We start from the raw sequence: 20,565 nt of genomic DNA, 5'->3' as shown, positions 1-20,565 counted from the left end.
GAGGTTCCTTATACAATGCAAAATTATCACGCCCACCGTCGCAGTTGAGGTTTTAATGATAGTTGTATAAATTTTCTCACCATTCTCATCCGAATTGTTGGGACCAGGATATGCATTACTTATTAAGTCGAAAAATCGAAGAACACATGATAACATAATTTTGCAAAGTATCTTACATTAAGATAAGCGCTATGACCATCTTTGGAATGGCCTATAAGCTCATTCCGTTTCTGAAAACTTTTAAATCATTGAATCCAATAATTTGCTTTTTCGCACATCGATAAAAAAACTTGAATGAATTTTTTAAATGTGCGAACAAAGGAAAGTTTTCTTGGTGATCCATCAGGGTATTTTTCAGTTACATCGCCGCTTATACCGACGTTGTACAGGCTACTATAGAAGTCAGCAACACCGCACCAGAATATCTAGCTCCCGCCGCATTCGTAAATACTAGTATTCCAATTTCGACATACAACTAAATAATGAGCGTTGATATTGCAGAACAGATAAAGACAAAAGTCCACCGGAACCTATCAAAGGCACCTAATTCATTTCAACTCTAGTATGCGGAGAAACTCTTTGTTACGGTAAATCGTAATACCGACATCGATTACGGACGGAGGTAAATTGATTATCTCAGTTTTAGGAGAGATACAAGAAAGATCTAAAGGATAAAGACGTACAGCACTTAGAAGATACATGTTACCTTACAATATAAAACCAATTTCGTCCATGAAGACCCCAAGTTCTTCCCGATCCAGTTAAGTCGCTGATTGTCACTCTCCCAATTTCTTCAAAATTTTTTAAAGAAATATTTAATCAGAATAGGGGTTAGGGAAAATTTATGCGTTGTAACTGTAAGAAGATTGTTTGTTATGGATAAATCCGAGCTACATAGATTTTTTCTCAATGAATGTTCACCTGCAGAAAGAGAGGAGGTGATCGGCTGGTTATTAGATCCAAAGAAGGACTTGCTAATCAAAATCTGGATGAAGGAAAACTGGGACCTGATGTCACTTACAGATACTGAAAAGAAACCCGGTGAACCGGACGTACAACAGATTTGGAACAATTTGAGTACAAAACTTTTTGACCGGGATGCATCTCGGGATGCAACTGTTAATCACCTGGTTAATCAGTCAAATGCAAATTCCCAATATCCTGAAATTTCATTTCATGTGCCTGAAATTGAGATAGCTCAGGCTCCCGTAACCGAAAGTCACGTTAAAAATATTTTTGCTAGGGCTTCTAAAATCGGGTGGATCGCAGCTGCTTCTGTCATCCTTGCCCTTGGTTTTTTTGCATATGGTTACCGGGAATCGATTTTATACATTCATTACCAAACTGATTTTGGAGAAGTCACTGAGTTTAACCTGGCTGATGGGAGTCATGTTGTGCTCAATGCCAATTCCAGCCTGCTTGTTCCCCGATGGGGCTTTAATAAAGGAGATCGAAAAGTTGCATTACAGGGAGAAGCTGCTTTTAATGTGACTCACACGGTTAATCATCAAAAATTCCTCGTTACCACCAACAGCCCGTTAAATGTTGAAGTACTGGGTACCGAATTCCTGATGTATAGCCGTAATCAAAAAAACAGGGTTATACTAAAAAAAGGCTCGGTAAAGGTTCGCTTTAATGATGAACAACATCAGCCCGTTCTGATGAAACCGGGTGATGTGGTGACTGCTGACAAAGCCGGATCGCTGTCTGTTAAACACCAGCAACCTGTCAGCAATTTTATTCCCTGGAAAGATCATCGCTTCATATTTGAAAGCACTACCCTGAATGAAGTGATAGGCCATATCAGCGAATTTTTTGGCGACAAAATAGTTATAAATGACGAAACGATTGGTAATAAAACCATAACCGGCTCCTTTAGTGCAACATCTGCACGTGAGCTATTGACCATAATATCTGAGATCTACAATCTGGAAATAGAACAATCAAAAGAGAAAATAATCTTAAGAGAAAAGACTTCGGTTTTGAAAGAGCAACAGCCCTTAAAAGAGCAACAGCCCTTAAAAGAGCGATAACCCTTGAAAGAGCAATAACTATTATCCGTGTACTGAATTCATTTAATGTAAATGCTGATTAGAAAAGCAAAACGATTGTTTATGAAAAAGAAAACCCTGCACTTACAATTTCAATTTATCACTGCCCTGGTATTTTTTCTTTTGCCACTACTCCTTAGAGCCCAGGATTACGCTGTTAACAGCAAACAAAACCAGTACAAACAAATTAAAGGCACAAGCCTTCATTTGCGTGAGGCCATTTTTCAAATCAGGAAAACTTACAGCGTTGATATTTTATTCGATGATAGCATGGTGAATGGCCTTATGGTAAAAACCGAAGCCCCATGGTCCACTTCATCCAATGCGGAAGACGCGCTTACTAAACTGCTGAAAGACTTTCACTTAAAATTCAGGAAAGTAAAAAAAGACACCTATATCATTATAGTTCCAACAGATGGCAAAATCGCCCGGGTCACGCCTTCAGAATATGTTTATAGTGCAGTGAAAACTACTTTGCCGGCAAATGAACCTGTTAATAATTATAAGGCAACTAATGATAAAGCTACTACTGAGTATAGCAAGTACAGAGCGCTTGTTATCCCTATTCGCGGAACGGTATTGGGAGAACAAGGAAAGCCACTGCCAGGGGTAAGCGTAAACATAAAGGGAACGCTTTCCGGAACTACCACAGATACATCAGGTCGTTTTTCTATAGAAGCGAATAAGGAAAGCGATATACTGGTGTTTTCTTATGTTGGATACGAGCCACAGGAAATGACTTTAACCGGGAATATCGCAGACTTAACGATAGAGTTGAAAAGTCTTACCAGCAGTCTTGGTGAAGTAGTGGTGATCGGTTATGGTACAGCGAAGAAGAAAGATTTAACCGGGGCGGTTGCAAGAGTAAATATCGAAGAAACAAGACTGCAGCCGAATATGAACGCAGCGCAGATACTAAGAGGTACAACTGCCGGTGTGCAGATGACAGATAATGGAAGACCGGGACAGTCGGGAAATATCATTATTCGTGGTATTAATTCCATCTCCGCCGATAACAACCCTTTGATTGTATTGGATGGTATCATGTATGCAGGTGGGAGTTTAGCAGATATAAACCCAAGTGACATTGAATCCATCGATATTTTAAAAGATGCAAGTTCCACCGCCATTTATGGTTCACTGGCAGCAAATGGGGTTATAGAAATTACTACCAAGAAGGGAAAATCTTCCAAACCGAAATTTACAGTCAACTCTTACTACGGTGTGTCAGACTATGCCAATAAACCAGATTTATTAAATGCAGAACAATACCTCGCTGCCAGGAAAGACGCGGTAATTGCAGAAGGTGGGCCCGTTCCTTTTCAGCCAATTGAACAAAAAAATATTGACGCCGGAATTTCTATCGACCCATTTGAAGAAATAAAGCAGTATGCACCTATGTCAAATTTTGAAGTAGGCGTTTCAGGAAAAGCAGACCGGGTGAACTACTTTTTTTCCGGCGCAAGATCAAGCGCCAAATCGCCGGTGATAGGAGATAATTTCACCAGGATTTCTACACGTTTAAATCTTTCTGTGAATGCTACCGACTGGCTGAAAATCGGAATCAATTCAGGTTATTCATCCAGGGATAATTCGGGCGTAAGAGCCGACCTTACTGCTACTACTTATTTGAGTCCTTTTGCAAGCCTTTATCTCGATGACGGTGTTTCGCCAAGACCATTACCGCAGGATCTTGGATTGGTATCCAACCCTATTTTGGGTCATACCCTGAACGACGCCAAATCCGTTACAAATATTTTGTTCACCAATGCCTACGCAGATGTAAATATCTACAAAGGACTCTCCTATAAACTAAATGCCGGCTATACAAGAACCGACTCCAAACAATTCGGCTATAACAATTCTTACGAGCCCTTAAACCGATTGGGATCGGGCTCAAAACGAATTGGTGAAAGTCAGAATGTAACCGTAGAAAATATCCTGAAATATAAGAAGCTGATAGCAAAGGATCACGACATCGACTTGACCCTGCTTTACGGCATCTATGAATTTAAAAACCAGTTCTCATTTTTTTCGAGCCAGAATATTTTCAATAATGCACTTACCTACAATTCACTCCAGATAGGCGATAGCTATAATATTGAATCGGGCGGAGCTGAGAACAAACAAAATTCAGCGATGGCTAGGCTGGGATACGCCTTTAGAAGTAAATATTTGTTAACGCTGAGCGTTAGACGAGATGGGTACTCAGCGTTTGGTGCAGGTAACAAATATGGTGTTTTCCCCGCTGTAGCACTGAGCTGGAACGTTAGTGATGAGGATTTTTTCAAAAATGTTAATCAAATTGATTTTCTAAAACTTCGTGCGTCATGGGGAAGGAATGGAAACCGTGGCGTTAGTGAATATTCTTCACTTAGCCAGGTGGGTCAATCAAATTATGTTTTTGGCGATGGCAGTGCATCAACGGTCGGTTTGTATACAACAACCCTGGCCAATCCAAACCTGGGCTGGGAAACAACAGAGAGTTTTAATTTTGGAGTAGATGTGCAGGCCTTTTCGAACAGGATCACTTCTTCAATCAACTTTTATACTGCCAATACATTTGATCTGTTATTAAACCAGACTATTCCGAATACCAATGGCTTTGAATCATTTTTGAGAAACATCGGCCAAACAAAAAACTATGGACTTGAGGTTGATCTTAAAACCGTAAACATTCAGAAGAAAATGTTCGGCTGGAGTACCAATCTTGCATTTTCTTTCAACAGGAATAAGATTGTAGCGCTCACTGGCAGAGATGTTAATGGAGATGGAGTTGAAGATGACGATATTGCCAGCGGCTGGTTCATCGGTCATCCCCTTGGTTCTAACTTCGATTATGTTTTTGACGGCATCTTTCAAAAAGGCGATGATTTGTCCTCTATTCCGGGGGCGAAAGCCGGTGATATTAAATTCAAAGACATCAGCGGTCCCAATGGTGTTCCTGATGGCGTAATCACTCCTGCCGACAGAAGAGTAGTTAGTAGCAACCAGCCTAAATACAATATGGGAATAACCAATATGCTGACTTACGGAAATTTCCAATTTTCCTTTGTGTTTAACATTAGACAGGGTGGTTATAGTTCTTCATCTCTAATAAATCCTGGTAGCAACTTTTACGACCAGGCAAACTTTTTAGACCTGCCTTATTGGACATCCGAAAATCCTATCAACACTGCAGCACGCATTAATTATCGCAATCCGCTGGGTTATGGTTTGTATGGTGACAGAAGTTTTGTAAGACTACAGGATGTTTCGCTTTCATACAATCTCCCGCAACAACTACTGAGTAAAGTAAAGATGTCAGCTCTCCAGGTATATGTAAGTGGTAAAAATCTTTATACCTGGACAGACTGGGAAGGATGGGATCCTGAGTATGGAGGAGGTGGAAGAGGCCCTGGAAATAATGGGCCATTGCTGCGGACAATTGTAGCCGGATTAAATATTTCATTTTAAATGCGCGTGATTATGAAAAACAGAAACAAATTACACCTCGCATATATCGCAATAGCCATATTTAGTTTTTCCTGTGGTAAAGACTACCTGGATGAAGTTCCATTGGATCGGTTCAGCCCGGAGAACCTGCTCACCAATAAAGCCGGTTATGATGCTGCTGTTGTAGGATTATATGAAGGTGCCAGGCAGGAACATATTATCGCTTCCAACAATTTTGAATACATGACGGTGGGTACCGATTTAACCCAATGGGGAAGAAACGATTCTCGTGGAAACAAAGATTACAGCTTACTTAATCCGAATTTAGATGCTACGATCATTTACTGGGATTGGGCTTATAAGCAAATGATTGTACGGGCAAACCAGATCCTGGAGGATATTGACAACCCGGATTTACCAATCGACACGGATGCACGAAATAACATAAAAGGACAGGCACTGTTTTTCAGGGCATATACCTACAATTTCCTGGCTAATATTTATGGCGGTGTTCCCATTGTGGCGGAACGAACTGTTGAACCAAAATTTGATTTTGTGCGCAGCCCGAGATTGGAGGTACTAAATTTTGCAGCAAAGGACCTGGAAGAAGCTGTTGCTATTTTACCTACTACTGTGCCGGATGGTAGAATACCAAGGGCGGCAGCTTATCACCTGCTAAGCGAAATTTATATTTCAATCGGGATGGAATCTAAGGATGCATCTAACTATGATAAGTCTATTGAGGCCGCATCCAAGGTTATCAGCAAAGAAGCCGGAGATTATGAAATCATGACTGCAAGATTCGGAGCTGCTGCCTCAAGGCCAGGAGATGTTTTCTCCGATATTTTTGCAGATGGACAGATCAACAAGTCGAGAGGTAATAAAGAAGTAATGTGGGCATGGCAGTTTGAAAATTTTACTGTTGGCGGAAGTTTTAGTGCAAGTTCCGCTAACAATAGTATAAGATATTGGGGACCTGAGTATGACCGCCTGCGCTCTCCGAATAATATAGCATGCCTGCCTAATGATAGTTTAGGCCGTGGAATTGGCGTTAACTCTCCTACAAATTATCTTAAATATGATGTCTGGAGTTTAGATAATACGGATATCAGAAATTCCAGGTTCAATATAAGGCGTGATTATTATTACAATAACCCGGCAGATAATCAATATTTCGGTAAGCTGATTCAAACAAGAAGAGCGACGCCAAATGGCGAATTATTTATTGTAAAACTTGATGGTTCACTCACCAATATCATTGTAGATACATTAAGACAATACTATCCTTATTTCCGGAAAATTGAAGGCACACAATTGGGTAACAATAATCTTAATGGAAACTCCGTAAAAGATTTTAGTCGCATGCGGGTAGCAGAAACCTATCTGCTTCGTGCAGAAGCATATTTCCGCAAGGGGGATTTGACAATGGCAGCTGCCGATATTAACGTGGTTAGAAACCGGGCCAAGGCTATTCCCGTATTACCTGCTGCCGTTACGGAAGATTATATACTCGATGAAAGAGCAAGGGAACTGGTGGTAGAAGAACCCCGGTTGAGAACACTTATCCGGATGGGACGCCTGGTTGATCGGGTAAGAAAATATAATTCTAAACCTTCTGTTCCCAATGGACCATCATCCGGAAATACCATCCGCGATTTCAACAATTTTTGGCCAATACCACAAAAGGTGATAGATGCCAATACAGATGCGGTATTCCAACAAAATCCCGGTTATTGAACTTCCTTAGATAATTTACCTGAACTATATTCAAACGAATATGGATACCACAAATAATAACGTATGACTAACCAGGGAAGAAGAGATTTTCTTAAGAAATCCGGATTAGGTTTGCTTCCGTTGGCTTTCGGATCTGTTACTGCTGCGACTAATTCAAACGCACCTGCGAATACTGTAAACGCACCAGTTAATACTTCAAACGCACCAGAGAAAAAAGGAAGTGCAACTAAAACGGTATTGCTGCGTTCTTCCTGGAATGATTATAATGTTGGGGATATTGGCCATACACCCGGCACAATCCGGCTCCTGGAACGCTATATCCCGGATGCAGAAATTGTACTCTGGCACGCAGCACCCAGGCCTATTACAGAAGCGCTGGTAGCTAAATATTTTCCGAAAGTAAAAATAGTTCGCGGGTTATTTTCGGAAGGAGATTCGCCTATGAACAGCGATTTGAAAGAAGCTTTTGATAAAGCTAATATGTATATCCACAACTCCGGCATGAGTTTCAACTATGGTCTATTTAACTATAACTGGGATGGCATGATTGGTTTGTTAGCGCCTATGCTGTATTGTTACAATAACAAGATACCGTTTGGACCATATGGGCAGTCCTTTGATAAAATGGCACCCCCTTCGATGTTGTTTTACCGCGATGTATTGAACAGGGCTGCGTTTGTATATTGCCGTGATAAAAACTCACTGGCGTTTGTAAAAGAAAATGCATTCAAACCCAGGGTTCTTGAGTTTGCACCCGATGGATGTTTTGGAATTGATGTTATTGACAATGAAGCAGGGCTCCGTTACCTGCAGGCCAATAAACTGGAGAAAGGAAAGTTTTTGGCAGTGAACATCCGAACCAATACTTCGAAGGATGGTAAGCCAGGCGACCTGATGAACCCTAGTTCCACCCCGGAAAAGTTGGCGGAAGACCGCTTGCGGCTCGACAAAGTGAAAGCAATGATTACTTACTGGGTAAAAAATACGGGGCAACGCGTATTGATATTTCCTGAAGCAGTGAAAGAAGGGCTGCAGGGAAAAATTCAATTGTATGATTCGCTGGACGCAGATATAAAATCTCATGTAGTGTGCCGTGAAGAGTGGTGGACAAATGCTGATGAAACCATGGGTATTTTGCAACATGCCAGCGTGGTATTTGGAATGGAGCCACATACTCTTATTATGGCACTCACTTTAGGTGTTCCAATACTGCACGCCAGGCCGGTTTCTAACGGCCGCAAAGGCTGGATGTTCAGAGATATCGGTTTGCCTGAATGGCTTTTTGATATTGATGTGGTAAAGACGGATGAACTGGTGTCTGCGCTCTCAACCATTGTTAAAAATTATCCTGCGGCAAAAACAAAAGTAAAAGCTGCCATGGCGGTGGTGGAAGAAAGACAGAGGGCATCCATGAACCATATCAAAGCCAGTATGAAATAAGCTTTCCGAAGTCTTTGGTAAAAACAGTATACAGTAAGCTTAGAAGTATTTAGTGGAAAACAATAAACAGTAAGCTTCCGAAATAACTAAAACAAACGATATACAGTAATCTTCCTAAGTCATTAATAAAAATCCTTATGCAGAAAACTTCCGGAGCATTTAGAAAAAAGTATGCAGTAAGCGTCCAAAGTATTAAAATCACTACAATTATCTGAGTAACCAAAGTATCTGACTAACTAATTTTTCGATTAACTAAGTTCTATTAACAACAAAATTCTGAGCAACTAAATTCTGGGCAACGGAATTTGTCTTACTAAATAAATTCTCTGACTAACTAAAATATCTGACCACAAATTTATCTGAGCAACTTAATTATCTGATTAACTAAATCTTCTAACTAATTTTTTTATATGCAAACACGCCGACATTTCCTCAAAAACGGTACCCTTGGATTGGGACTGTTAACCACTTTCCCGGATTTTTTAAAAGCAGGGCTTGCTAAAAAGAAGATCGTTTTAAGATCTGGCTGGCAAACGGTAAACATTGGTGATATAGCGCATACACCCGGTGTACTTCATCTGCTGGAGAAATATGTTCCGGATGCAGAAGTGCGTCTCTGGGCAAATACCCTGGACAATGGCGCGAAAGAAATAATTTCAAAACGTTTTCCAAACCTTGAAATTTTTACGGGTGCGGACAAAGAAGCTGTGGCCCGGGCTTTCAGCGAATGTGATTTTCTCCTGCATGGATCAGGGCCCTCACTGGTTGCCAAAACTGATGTTGCCCGCTGGTCAAAGGAAACCGGTAAACCGTATGGCATCTATGGAATTACCTATAGCGATAAATCTCCGGAAGGGATAGAGTTACTAACAAAGGCGGATTTTGCTTTTTTCAGGGATTCAGCTTCTTTGAACTTTGCTAAATCTAATGGAGCTGCATCAAAAATAATGGAGTTTGGACCCGATGGTGCATTTGCTACTGATATACTGAACGATGTTGCAGCAAAAACTTTCCTGGAAGAGCATGGATTAAAAGAAGGGAAATTTATGTGCGTAATTCCTAAATATCGCAATACCCCTTATTGGTTAATTCCTAGCAAGAACGCCGCTTTCAACGCGGAAAGAGATGCCCGAAACCAGGCCATGAAAGAACATGATCACAAACCATTACGGGATGCCATCATCGCAGTAGTGCAGCAAACAGATCTGAAAATTCTGATCGTTCCGGAAGATCAGACACAGGTAGCAATAGGTAAGGAAATGTTGTACGATCCATTGCCTGATGATATCAAGAGTAAAGTTGTTTGGCGCGATCGATACTGGCTCACTGATGAAGCGCTTAGTACTTACAAACTTTCGGCCGGTATATTTGGCAATGAACAACATTCTCCCATTATGTGTATCGGGCATGGCATTCCCGCGATAGTGTGCCGGTTTAAAGAACAGACCAGTAAAGGAATTATGTGGCGCGATATAGGATTGGGTGAATGGCTGTTTGACCATGACGTGGATGACGAAGTTAAAAACATTGTACCAACCGTTTTGTGGGTGGCGAAGAATCCCAAAAAAGCCAAACAAAAAGTAGCCGAAGCACAGAAAATAGTGGTGGGCAGACAGAAAGCCACTATGGAAATCGTAAAAAAGAGCCTGGCAAAGGTCTAACTCAATTTTTCAGCCGGTTAATAAAACAGGTACAAGATGATTGCCGGGATAAGGTCTGAATTTAAAAAGAATCGTCTAAGAGTAGCCAGGGCTGCAGTCATTTGATTTTCTACCGTTTTTACGGAGAGGCCAAGGCGTTCTCCAATTTCCCGGTTTGAAAGCCCAAAATGCCTGCTTAGTATAAAAATTTCCTTCCTTTTCGGTGGCAAATTCCGAAGTGATTGCTCATACAACGATTCAAGTTGGTGAGCATGTAACAGGTCATCGGAACGATTAGACGAAGCCATATTGTCAGAAAATTCCCGTCTGTTTTTTTCGGGGAATTTAGAGCTGGATCGCCTGAACGCATCAATGATAACTCTGTAGGTAATGGTGAAAACAAAACCATCAATTGACTGGGAAAAGTTGATTTCAGATCGTTTTTCCCAAATTTTTATAAAGACAGTTTGCGTGATGTCCTGGGCTTCAGCACTATGTTTAACATAGCCCAGTGTAAACTGGTAAATTTTTTTTACATAGTATTCAAAAAACTGCTTAAAGGCAAGTTCATCGCCTTCGGTAATTTTAATCAGCAAGTCTTTTTCTAATGGCAAGTTTTGGTATAAATAGTCTGTATAAATTTAATGGTAATTATGAAACCAGCAATGCGGCGAGCGAATTATATAAATTATGAAAGTATATTTTTATCACCTAAATGAGTAGCTAAAATTTATTTACGTAAAAGCAGTACAGGAAGCTGCCTTCCTGGCATTCCGAACGTCCAAACAATAGTACATGAGTGATCACACATGGAGCTCAGCTAATAACATTAAGTCACATGAAGCTGGATTTGATCCAATCAAAAAACGTTTATTGAAGCTAGAAGATTCAATGAATGATAAATGCGTTCGTTCATATCCCCATTATGTATCATAAGGCTGTCAAAAATCCGATGGATTATGCAGAAAGTAATTATTAATCACATTTACCCTTTATCTTACTGGACAGTAAGGCCTATACTTAATTACTGGTCAATGACTCTGAGCAGACCTGTCCTGCCCCAAGATGGAAAAGGAAGTTTTCAGTTTCAGACATCCTATGAGAGCGTTTCGGTTATTCTTTTTTATCATCTAGTCAACTGCTATTTATGAAAATCTTTTTTTTATTCTGCATCAGCTTTTTGCTCTTGCTAACTGATGTGGCCAATGCTCAAACTGGTAAATGGGAAACTTTATTTAATGGCGGCTCAACCGGCAAATTGCGTGGTTATAACATGGACAGCTTTCCAGGCAAAGCTTGGCGGGTTGTGAATGGCGCCCTGGTTACACAAACGGGTGTTCCCAATATTGATCTTGTCACCAAAACAGCTTATAAGAACTTCGAACTTGCTTTTGAATGGAAAGTATCCAAAGCCGGAAACAGCGGTATCTTTTTTCACATGAAGGAATCATCCGCCCATCAATCAAATAATGGCAATAGCCCTAATTGGCTTGATAATTTTGAAATGCAGCTTTTGGACGATATAGGGTTTAACGACACAGCTGCTATACGTTCTGCAGGATCACTGTATGATCTTATTATTCCACAGCACAAACACCTGAAACCGGTTGGTGAATATAATACAGCAAAGCTAATCGTGAAAGGCAACCATGTAGAGCATTGGCTCAATGGTAACAAAGTTGTGGAGTATGAAATGGGCTCACCTGAAATGACAGAGCTGATTCTATAAAGCAAGTATAGCAAAAATCCGGATTTTGGCAAATCGTCCGATGGGCTTATCATGTTCCAGCATCATGGCGAAAAAGTTTGGCTTAAAAATATAAGAGTAAGGAGATTGTGATTTGAATAATTATTGCTGCCCCAGGTGCGTATGGAGTTCCCGCCAACATTAGAACGGAGCCATAAGATCATTTCTTATATCCATCCAATATATGTTAGAGAAGCCGGATAATGAAACTGATCTGAAAAACACGAAATTGTACCCGAATTGATAAATTTTACGATTGGTGAATTGCCAAAAATATGATTAAATCCAGTTGCAGGCATTGTATTCTTATCCTCGCTTTTCTCAGTGTGTTTACCGAAAGTCGGGCAATTGACACAATTCGGGTTTATTCCCCTTCGGGCAAAATCTGTGTAAAAACATGGATGGCAAAACAGTTGAATTATTATATTACTTATGAAAATAAACGCATATTGGATATTTCTTCAATTGACCTGGAACTGGAGAATAACGTGGCGCTCGCTGCGGGAAATTCAGCTCTCTCATCAAATTCAATTCGCTCGTCATCGGTAAAACAAATTAACGAACAGATTATCTCTCCTGTACCGGAAAAAAGAAAAATAATACCGGATATCTATTCTTTGCTGACCATCCAGTTTAAAAAACCTTTCAAGGTCGAGTTCAGGGTTTATGATGATGGGGTTGCCTATAGAATATCCACTTCATTCAGGGATTCAATAACTGTTATTAATGAACTGGCGGAGTTTAATTTTCCAGGTAATGCTGCAGCCTGGTTTCCCACGGTAAAAAAACGACCGAATATTGATATTTTTCATACCAGTTTTGAAGAAGAATATCCACTCATAAGGTTGGATAGTATTCAAAATGGGGTACTGGGTTATTCACCTGTGCTTGTTGCACCACAAACAGGTCCCAAGATCGCTATCACCGAATCTGATCTTTATGATTATCCCGGAATGTTTTTAGGTGGAACCGGCACTAACAAACTCAAAGGGGTTTTTGCAGGCTATCCCCTTGAAGAAAAATCAACGAACGAGCTCTATTCGCAAATGCTCGTGACAAAACGTGCTCCTTTTATTGCAAGAACATCAGGAAAACGCAGCTTCCCCTGGCGTGTTTTAATCATTGCGCCAGAAGACAAGTCGCTTCCCGGTAACGACCTGGTGTATCGCCTGGGTGCACCCACGATTGCAGGTGATTTTTCCTGGGTAAAACCCGGACAAATTACTGATGAATGGATCATTGATATCAATCTTTTTGATGTACCCTTCCGGGCAGGGCTCAATACTGCTTCTTACAAATACTATATTGATTTTGCAAAACGATTTGGATTTGAGCGTATCATGATGGATGCCGGATGGAGCGATAATAACGACCTGTTCAAAATAAATCCAGCCATAAGTATGGACACACTTGTGGCTTATGCAAAGGAAAAGGGAATTAAAATAGCTATGTGGACGCTGTCAATGACGCTCGGCCGGCAATTAGATTCTGCACTTGACCAATTCAATAAATGGGGAGTCGACTTTATAATGACTGATTTCATGGACCGCGATGATCAGAAAATGATAAATTATTATCACCGGATCGCAAAGGCCTGCGCCGATCACAAGATCATGGTCATGTATCATGGAGCATTTCCACCGAAAGGATTCAGCAGAACATATCCGAATGCCGTATCCAGGGAAGGGGTGTTGGGGTCGGAATTTAATGCATGGAGCAACAGGATTACTCCCGGTCACGATGTTACTCTTGCATACACGAGAATGCTTTCGGGTTCACTTGACTATGAACCCGGCCTGCTGAATAATGCAACAGAAAAAGGTACAAGACCTGTAAGTGGTGTTGTTACCAGTCCCGGTACACGTTGCCACCAGCTGTCCATGTACGTTGTATATGACAGCCCCATGCAGTTTTTCTCAGGCAATCCCTCGCAAGGACTAAAAGAACCCGACTTCATGGAGCTTATCGGTAATCTTCCAACTACCTGGGATGAAACAATTATTCTCGATGGAAAAGTGGGAGAATATATTGTAACAGCCAGGAAGAAAGATAATGATTGGTTTATTGCTGCAATGACTGACTGGTCGCCTCGCGATATCAAAATCAAGCTGGACTTTCTTGATAATGGAAATTATAGCGCTACGATCTGCAAGGATGGCGTTAATGCAGACCGGTATGCCGCAGACTATGATCTAAAGAAAAATGTACCGGTAAAAAAAGTGGAGGAATTAAATATTCACCTTGCCCCCGGAGGCGGGTTTCTGGTCCGGATCGACAAAGAATAATTTTCAGCCTATTCAATATTTAAAATGAACACGCGGATTTTTTCAAATCCGTTAACATAAGCATGCTTTTAAAAAATGTGACGAGGCTTAACTGTAGTAAGGACTGATGATCCTGAAAATAAAAAGCTGCCTCAAATTTACTTGAAGCAGCCTCTTTTTCTGGTGATTAATATGTTGATCCGAATTTTTATTTGGTAATGGTAACCAATACCCTGCTGCTGTAATAAGTGTTGTAACCATACAGCGTAACATACCAGGTGCCGGATGCGGGATTGTTGAACGTGCAAACCTCGTCTTCGCGGTTAGGCTTAGTGCCGGAGCAATCGGCCGTCCAGGAGTATGCGGGCGTATTGGATGGTGGCTTAGGTCCGTTTACTACCGGTGCGGAACCCTTGCGTACAAACATGTCGGCAGTGTTACGATATGCTGTGTTGCTTTCAGTGGTTCTTATTACCATAGATTTTACGCCTGAAGGCACTGTAAAGGAAATGGTCTTCTTTTCGTACGAATCGCCGTCAAGGTCTTTGTCTACCAGTACCTGTGAAGTAGGTGTAGTAGTACCCGAACCCGTGCCACCGCCGGTAGAGCCTGAGGAAGACCCGCTTGAAACCACCGTTCCGTTTACAGATAAGCTGGGAACATTGTTCTGCACACTCACCTTTACAATGTTGGCAGTGGAGGTGTTGGTGAAATACGATTTCGCGATGGTGCCGGAATAAGAATTGGTTTTGATGGTCCACGCCGAGCCGGACAAAGTATAACGCTTGTGGTCATAACTGTAAGGCACACCCGCAGACACATTAACTTTGATTTCCGACGAGGCATCCTTGCCGTCGATCATGAAACCTTTAATTTCATTGAAATTGCTGCTGGTTTTGCTCAGGTCTTCAGTCAGTGCTTTGATGCCAAGCGTCTGATCAATCAATTCATCTATATCTTCATCCAGTTCAGACACTTTTTCGCAAGAGGCAATACTCAGGGTAACGGAGAGGAACAGGGCAAGACATGCCTTGCTCATGAAGGATTTTTTCATGTTGTTTGGGTACGTTTTCACAAATATATCAGCGAAACCTGGGATTTGCAATAGCCATCGATTACTTTTCTTAGTCTATCTACTGTTCTCATCTTTCACTTTACCGTCAAAGCATACACGAAGTTCGGTTATTTTGAAAGTGGCATTGAGTCTCTGTCTTATCTTATGAGCAGAACAATACCTTTCTTAATTTCTTTCCTGCCTGTTGCATCTGTAAATACAGTTATCCAGGTATAGGTACCGGATGAATTGTTTTCACCACTTCTTATCCCGGTAGCAGTTTCGCCCATCCATGTCAATAGGATACCAGGCGTTAGATAAGATGCCAGGTGTCAGAATAGGTTTCAATATAGACGGATATGGTTATCTTGAATAAAATATAATATGTGAATCAGAAATCAATCATATTCTTCATTTCGTTTTCCATTTGCCTGTTGGCATGCCAGGAGAAAATTTTAAAATCGAAACATCCGCGTATCGCCATTGCGGGACTGGGTATAGAGTCGAGTACATTTTCTCCTGCATTAACCGATTCAGCAGCCTTCCACGCTAAATACGGTAATGATATTTTCAAAAACTATCGATTCATGGCCACTGATTCTTCTCTCCGCAAACGTGCCGAATGGATCCCTGTACTTGTCGGTAAGTCGCTTCCCGGCGGTGCGGTTACGCGTGAGGCTTATGAAGCTTTAACCATTAGATTGCTGGACTCGTTGAAAAAGAACGGACCATATGATGGATTATATTTTGACATCCATGGAGCTATGAGTGTAGTCGGCCTCGATGATCCTGAAGGGAATCTTTTAAAAAGAATAAGAGAAGTGGTTGGATACAACACCATCGTATCGACTTCGATGGATCTGCACGGCAATGTTTCAGAGTCACTCGCGGGGAATAGCGATCTTATAACCTGCTATCGTATGGCTCCACATGAAGATGCCATGGATACAAAACGTCGTGCAATTGAAAACTTGTTGGACCGCATTGAAGGCGGAAAAGGTAAGCCTGCGTTTAAAGCCTGGATACCAATACCGGTATTGTTGCCGGGTGAAAAGACAAGCACGCGGATCGAACCGGGTAAATCAATCTATGCGGAGGTTGAGCCCGCTTCCAAACGGCAAGGGGTAACCGACGCGGCGATCTGGATCGGTTATGCCTGGGCAGATGAACCACGCAATCATGCCGTGGTAATGGTGACCGGTGATGATAAAATTGCTGTGACTACCGCTGCTGAACAGTTAGCAAAGCGTTTCTGGACCGCCCGAAAAGAATTTGGATTTGTTGCGCCAACCTTGCCATGGAAACAAACACTTGATTCCGCATTAATAAGTTCAAAACATCCATTCTTTATAAGCGATATGGGAGACAACCCCACAGCTGGTGGGGCAGGAGATGTTACCTGGACGCTCAATCAATTGCTCAATGATTCCAGGTTTAAATCAGCTGACGGTCCTTCTTTGATTTATGCTTCTATCCCCGGACCGGAATTGGTAGCTAAGGCAGTCGAGGCAGGTATTGGTGGCAGTGTTGATGGCTACGCCGGTGCAAAAGTCGATTCAAGGTTCTCTCCGCCGGCACATATCAAGGGCACTGTTCATTCAATTGCAAAAGGCGATAAGGATGCAGTGGTTGAAGTTGTCATCAAAACCGGGAGCATATACATCATAGTCACTCAAAAAAGAAAACCATATCACAACGAAGTCGATTTCACAAGATTGAATCTTGCACCACGCAAAACCGATATCGTGGTAGTGAAGATTGGTTACCTCCAGCCAGAATTGTACGCCATGCGGGCAGACTGGATCATGGCACTGACTCCAGGTGGAGTAGACCAGGCGATCGAACAACTGCCTTATAAACGAATCAAGCGACCGATGTTTCCATTTGATAAGGATATGGCAGATCCGGATTTATCAGCCAGGCTGATACCGATATCTGGACAAGAGCCAGGAAAGTGAGTGCTCGATGTATTTACCTGGTATCGTCAGATAATATGGAATGTGCAAAAAAAGACATCTTAATTAAATTCAAAGAGTAATCGGAGAAGTATGTAACACCAGCTTTTATTGGTGAACAAAGCGATCAAATTATTCGCGCCAAAGGAATTGGGATGATAATCTTTTTGGCAAATTTTTTACTCATGATCCGGACGCTATCTTTTCTGTTGATCTCTGCACTTTCGTGTTCGCAACCAGATGTGATTTCCGCAACAACTAATATCGACGGCACCTGGGTACCGGAAAGTATTGCCTGGGAGCGACCTGATATTGATGATCCGGAAATCCGGAACTTCAGATACGCTTCATTTGCTACCCTTTCGTTGAGAGGGTCAGTATTTTTAATGGTTGAATCTACAAATGCGCCAGGTGATAAAGACACAATTTACCTGTATACAGAGTCTGGCTATAATTTATACCTGGGAAAAATGCGAGTATCTGATAGTTTAATCATCGCGGAATATAGAAATGTATATCGGTTTATTAAATTTACCGGCGACACAATCCGCAGACTTCGAACTGATACCCTAACAATTAATAACGGAACCATGCTTTTTAAAAATAAACGTTACCGACGAAATTCAACTATTGATACTGCTGATATAAATGGTCTTTGGAGGCATGCTTTTTCAGAAGAGATGAAGAGATGAAGAGACGATGAGACGAAGAGACGGAATAAAATAAACGATTAAGATAGAGATTCAAGCTGCACTGATTGATGCAGTACTTTGGCTTTGGGATCCCGATCCTGCAACTGTTTATGGGGTAAGCGTTTTTCCTAACCCTGCTTCCGGTGTTTTGTATCTGCGCAACCTCGATCTTGCGGATCAATGGCAAAGTTTAAGTATTACAGGGATGCATGGAAAACCTGTTATGATTGCAAAGGACATCAGGGGAATGGATCGTTTAGATCTGAACGTTATGACATTGCCTTCCGGTATGTATACACTTATACTAACATCAAGACGGAGAAACGGACATTCTATAAAGTTATATTGCGCAGATAGATTTTGTATTCGGCACAAAACAGGCAAACCATATAACAGCTTTTCCTGGTTTTTTTAGAATGACCGCTATTTCAGTCAAAATAGGCCCTATTTGACTGAAATAGCGGTCATTTTAAAAATTCGGATTTTTGACATGGTCCGCAGCTTCAAACTTTCATCTCACTTAAAAAACTCTACTTCGTCTTGTTCTTCCTGTTCTTCGTTCGTCCTTCCTGTTCTTCGTCGTCCGCCAAATACGATCACAACTCATATTGTAACAGGTTTACACGAATGTTCCGGTGGGTTGAACGGAATAATTCCACCGATGGATTTGGTTTGCTTTTTTGCAAAACTCCGGGCAAAAAGATCTGACTTGTATGTATAAACACTTACAAGCTTGCAAGAAGGAAATTCCATTATTAATTTACCACGATCAATACCCTGAATTGAAAATTTGTAGAAACGATATCCTGAGGCCAGGCTTAATTTTGGTTATATTATTGGTACTTAAAACCATGTCATTTGGCCAGGGAAGAGTTGTAGTCAATGAATTCATGTCCTGGTCGGGATGTAATACCAGCAGCGAATATATTGAGCTCCTGAATTTCGGCCCTGGTCCGATGAATATCGGTTGTTATGTTGTAACCAATGGACAATATGCAGTCACTATTCCAACTAATACTATACTGCAACCAGGAGAATATTTTGTGCTGTCTGGCCGCGATATTCTGGCTGCCGACTGTGGAAACACCGACAGTGGAGTTGTAGTCGATCTTAACTGGACTACCTGTAATTGTACCGACAAACCCGTCCCAACTACCGGCGATGGTTTTTTAAGAAACGGAGGAGGCGCGAATGAAAAAATCGTGTTGATGGATCCGTCCGGCAACGTGCTTGATGCGGTTTCGAGGTCAACCCCTTCGGCATCTGTTGCGATAACTACCTCTTCCATTGGAGGAGCCTGTACTGCAACAACATTTGACCTTGACGGGATGGCTATCTCTTATGAATTCATTGGTATTTCCACGGGTATTGATAATAGTTATTCAAGGCGTGTAGATGGAGACTGCGGTTGGGTGAAGACTACCGCGATCAGTGCAGGAGCGCCAAACAAAACAGGAAGCACTTCGTCAGCCAATTATACATTTACAACATTAAACGCATCGCAGTGTAGTGGTTCTACGGGAAGTATTTCTATTGGTGTAAGTGCTCCAGACCTGGCCTCTTTATTTCCAATGACTTATTTGCTTGCTTTCGATGCAAACGCCAATAACGTCTTTGAAGACACAGATATTTATTCCTCCGGGTCCGACAACAGTGCACCTTCTATTGATATCGATAATCTTGCATACGGGCGCTACCGGATCACAGTGGGGTCCTCATCAGGCTGTAATCTGCAATCATTCGACTTTTTTATCTTCAACTGTTACGGGGTGTTATTACCTTATAGCGTCATATCTTTCAAAGCTGATGGAACCCGGGATAACAGGCGTTACTTCAAAGCCTCGATAGCAGGCCTGGATAGTTTAAAATCCATTATTATTGAAGCTAAGTCGGGAGCCGGATTCAAAGCAGTAAATACTTTTTCACCCGCTGCTTTTCTCAATGCACAGGAAACCAGTTTATGGGCGCCTGTATCAAATGTTGATCAATACCGCATCCGCCTCATCAGTAAATCAAATATTGACTACTACTCCAGGGTTTTAACAATTGCGGAAGAAAAAATTCAGGATATCCGTATGTGGCCGAATCCTACAGTATCCAATGCCTTTGTGAGTATTGTTTCCCGCTCTGCCTGCAGGTGTTCGTTCAGGATCACCAATCCGCTGGGACAATCGTTGTTACAGGGAGAGTTTATGCTAACCCCGGGCAAAAATGTAATACCGATCAACACCGGGCTCCTCCCAAAAGGAATTTATCAGCTTGCGTTGGAAGGAGAATCGTTGAATCAACGAATTACATTATCGTTGCTTAAAGATTAAATAGAATTAAGACATTGGCTCCCGAATACTCCGAATAGCAGGGATCAGGACATTTAGTGACATCAGTCAAAATCGGGCAGCTTTGGAAAATACCAGTTTGTTTAGCAGTTTTGTGTGCTAAATACGCTGACTCGATATCGCGAATTGAATCATGCCGAAAAAAAGGCTGTGTATGACCGTTATAAAACCCCGGACACATTAAAAAGAATAAACATAATTCAATGATTACACT

General features: G+C 41.5%; 14 protein-coding genes. 11 read left to right on the top strand and 3 right to left on the bottom strand.

The genetic code is table 11. The annotated features are described in order from the left end of the window. Nucleotides 1–875: 875 nt before the first annotated feature. The 5 genes from VK664_RS03860 to VK664_RS03840 all read left to right on the top strand — a co-directional run bounded on the left by VK664_RS03860 (nt 876) and on the right by VK664_RS03840 (nt 10,324). Nucleotides 876–2,033 carry a FecR family protein gene (locus VK664_RS03860; RefSeq protein WP_461397291.1) on the top strand — a complete coding sequence of 386 codons (1,158 nt, stop codon included), beginning with the start codon at nt 876–878 and terminating at the stop codon, nt 2,031–2,033. A gap of 81 nt (nt 2,034–2,114) precedes the next feature. Continuing rightward, nucleotides 2,115–5,507: a SusC/RagA family TonB-linked outer membrane protein gene (locus VK664_RS03855; protein ID WP_461397290.1), complete on the top strand. Its 3,393-nt coding sequence runs from the start codon at nt 2,115–2,117 to the stop codon at nt 5,505–5,507. 12 nt (nt 5,508–5,519) lie between these two features. Continuing rightward, the gene (locus VK664_RS03850; RefSeq protein WP_461397289.1) at nt 5,520–7,223 is read left to right on the top strand and encodes a RagB/SusD family nutrient uptake outer membrane protein; all 1,704 of its coding nucleotides are present in this window, start codon (nt 5,520–5,522) and stop codon (nt 7,221–7,223) included. Nucleotides 7,224–7,286: 63 nt separating this feature from the next. After that, nucleotides 7,287–8,663 (top strand): polysaccharide pyruvyl transferase family protein, encoded by a 1,377-nt coding sequence (locus tag VK664_RS03845; protein ID WP_461397288.1) that lies wholly within the window; start codon nt 7,287–7,289, stop codon nt 8,661–8,663. Nucleotides 8,664–9,073: 410 nt separating this feature from the next. Further along, on the top strand, nt 9,074–10,324 hold the full coding sequence (locus tag VK664_RS03840) for a polysaccharide pyruvyl transferase family protein (protein WP_461397287.1): 1,251 nt from the start codon (nt 9,074–9,076) through the stop codon (nt 10,322–10,324). A 17-nt stretch (nt 10,325–10,341) separates the two neighbouring features. Here the strand turns inward: VK664_RS03840 and VK664_RS03835 are convergent, their stop codons facing one another. After that, nucleotides 10,342–10,917 carry an RNA polymerase sigma-70 factor gene (locus VK664_RS03835; protein ID WP_461397286.1) on the bottom strand — a complete coding sequence of 192 codons (576 nt, stop codon included), beginning with the start codon at nt 10,915–10,917 and terminating at the stop codon, nt 10,342–10,344. Nucleotides 10,918–11,450: 533 nt separating this feature from the next. Between VK664_RS03835 and VK664_RS03830 the strand changes: the two genes are divergently transcribed. Continuing rightward, a complete protein-coding gene (locus VK664_RS03830) occupies nt 11,451–12,032 on the top strand; it encodes a 3-keto-disaccharide hydrolase (RefSeq protein WP_461397285.1) in 582 nt (193 codons plus the stop codon). A gap of 293 nt (nt 12,033–12,325) precedes the next feature. Beyond that, entirely contained in the window at nt 12,326–14,335 is a 2,010-nt protein-coding gene (locus tag VK664_RS03825; protein ID WP_461397284.1) for a glycoside hydrolase family 97 protein, read from the top strand. 187 nt (nt 14,336–14,522) lie between these two features. Here VK664_RS03825 and VK664_RS03820 read toward each other — a convergent pair whose 3' ends face one another. Both VK664_RS03820 and VK664_RS03815 read right to left on the bottom strand, forming a co-directional pair. Further along, a complete protein-coding gene (locus VK664_RS03820; RefSeq protein WP_461397283.1) occupies nt 14,523–15,368 on the bottom strand; it encodes a pre-peptidase C-terminal domain-containing protein in 846 nt (281 codons plus the stop codon). 158 nt (nt 15,369–15,526) lie between these two features. After that, on the bottom strand, nt 15,527–15,658 hold the full coding sequence (locus tag VK664_RS03815; protein ID WP_461397282.1) for a hypothetical protein: 132 nt from the start codon (nt 15,656–15,658) through the stop codon (nt 15,527–15,529). 96 nt (nt 15,659–15,754) lie between these two features. On the opposite strand from VK664_RS03815, the gene VK664_RS03810 reads away from it, so the two are divergent. From VK664_RS03810 to VK664_RS03795, 4 genes are all read left to right on the top strand, one after another. Beyond that, nucleotides 15,755–17,326, top strand: coding sequence for a M81 family metallopeptidase (locus VK664_RS03810; protein ID WP_461397281.1), 1,572 nt, complete (start codon nt 15,755–15,757; stop codon nt 17,324–17,326). Nucleotides 17,327–17,508: 182 nt separating this feature from the next. Beyond that, nucleotides 17,509–18,015, top strand: coding sequence for a hypothetical protein (locus VK664_RS03805; protein ID WP_461397280.1), 507 nt, complete (start codon nt 17,509–17,511; stop codon nt 18,013–18,015). Nucleotides 18,016–18,052: 37 nt separating this feature from the next. Continuing rightward, nucleotides 18,053–18,430 carry a T9SS type A sorting domain-containing protein gene (locus VK664_RS03800; RefSeq protein WP_461397324.1) on the top strand — a complete coding sequence of 126 codons (378 nt, stop codon included), beginning with the start codon at nt 18,053–18,055 and terminating at the stop codon, nt 18,428–18,430. Between the two features lie 436 nt (nt 18,431–18,866). Next, complete coding sequence (locus VK664_RS03795) at nt 18,867–20,333, top strand: lamin tail domain-containing protein (protein ID WP_461397279.1); 1,467 nt, start codon at nt 18,867–18,869, stop codon at nt 20,331–20,333. The last annotated feature ends 232 nt before the right edge of the window (nt 20,334–20,565 follow it).

Origin of the sequence: Flavitalea sp., assembly GCF_035489435.1 — a bacterium.
Taxonomy (GTDB): domain Bacteria; phylum Bacteroidota; class Bacteroidia; order Chitinophagales; family Chitinophagaceae; genus DATHKG01.
The sequence above is the reverse complement of the archived record's forward strand: the minus strand, read 5'-3'. Positions and strand labels throughout refer to the sequence as shown.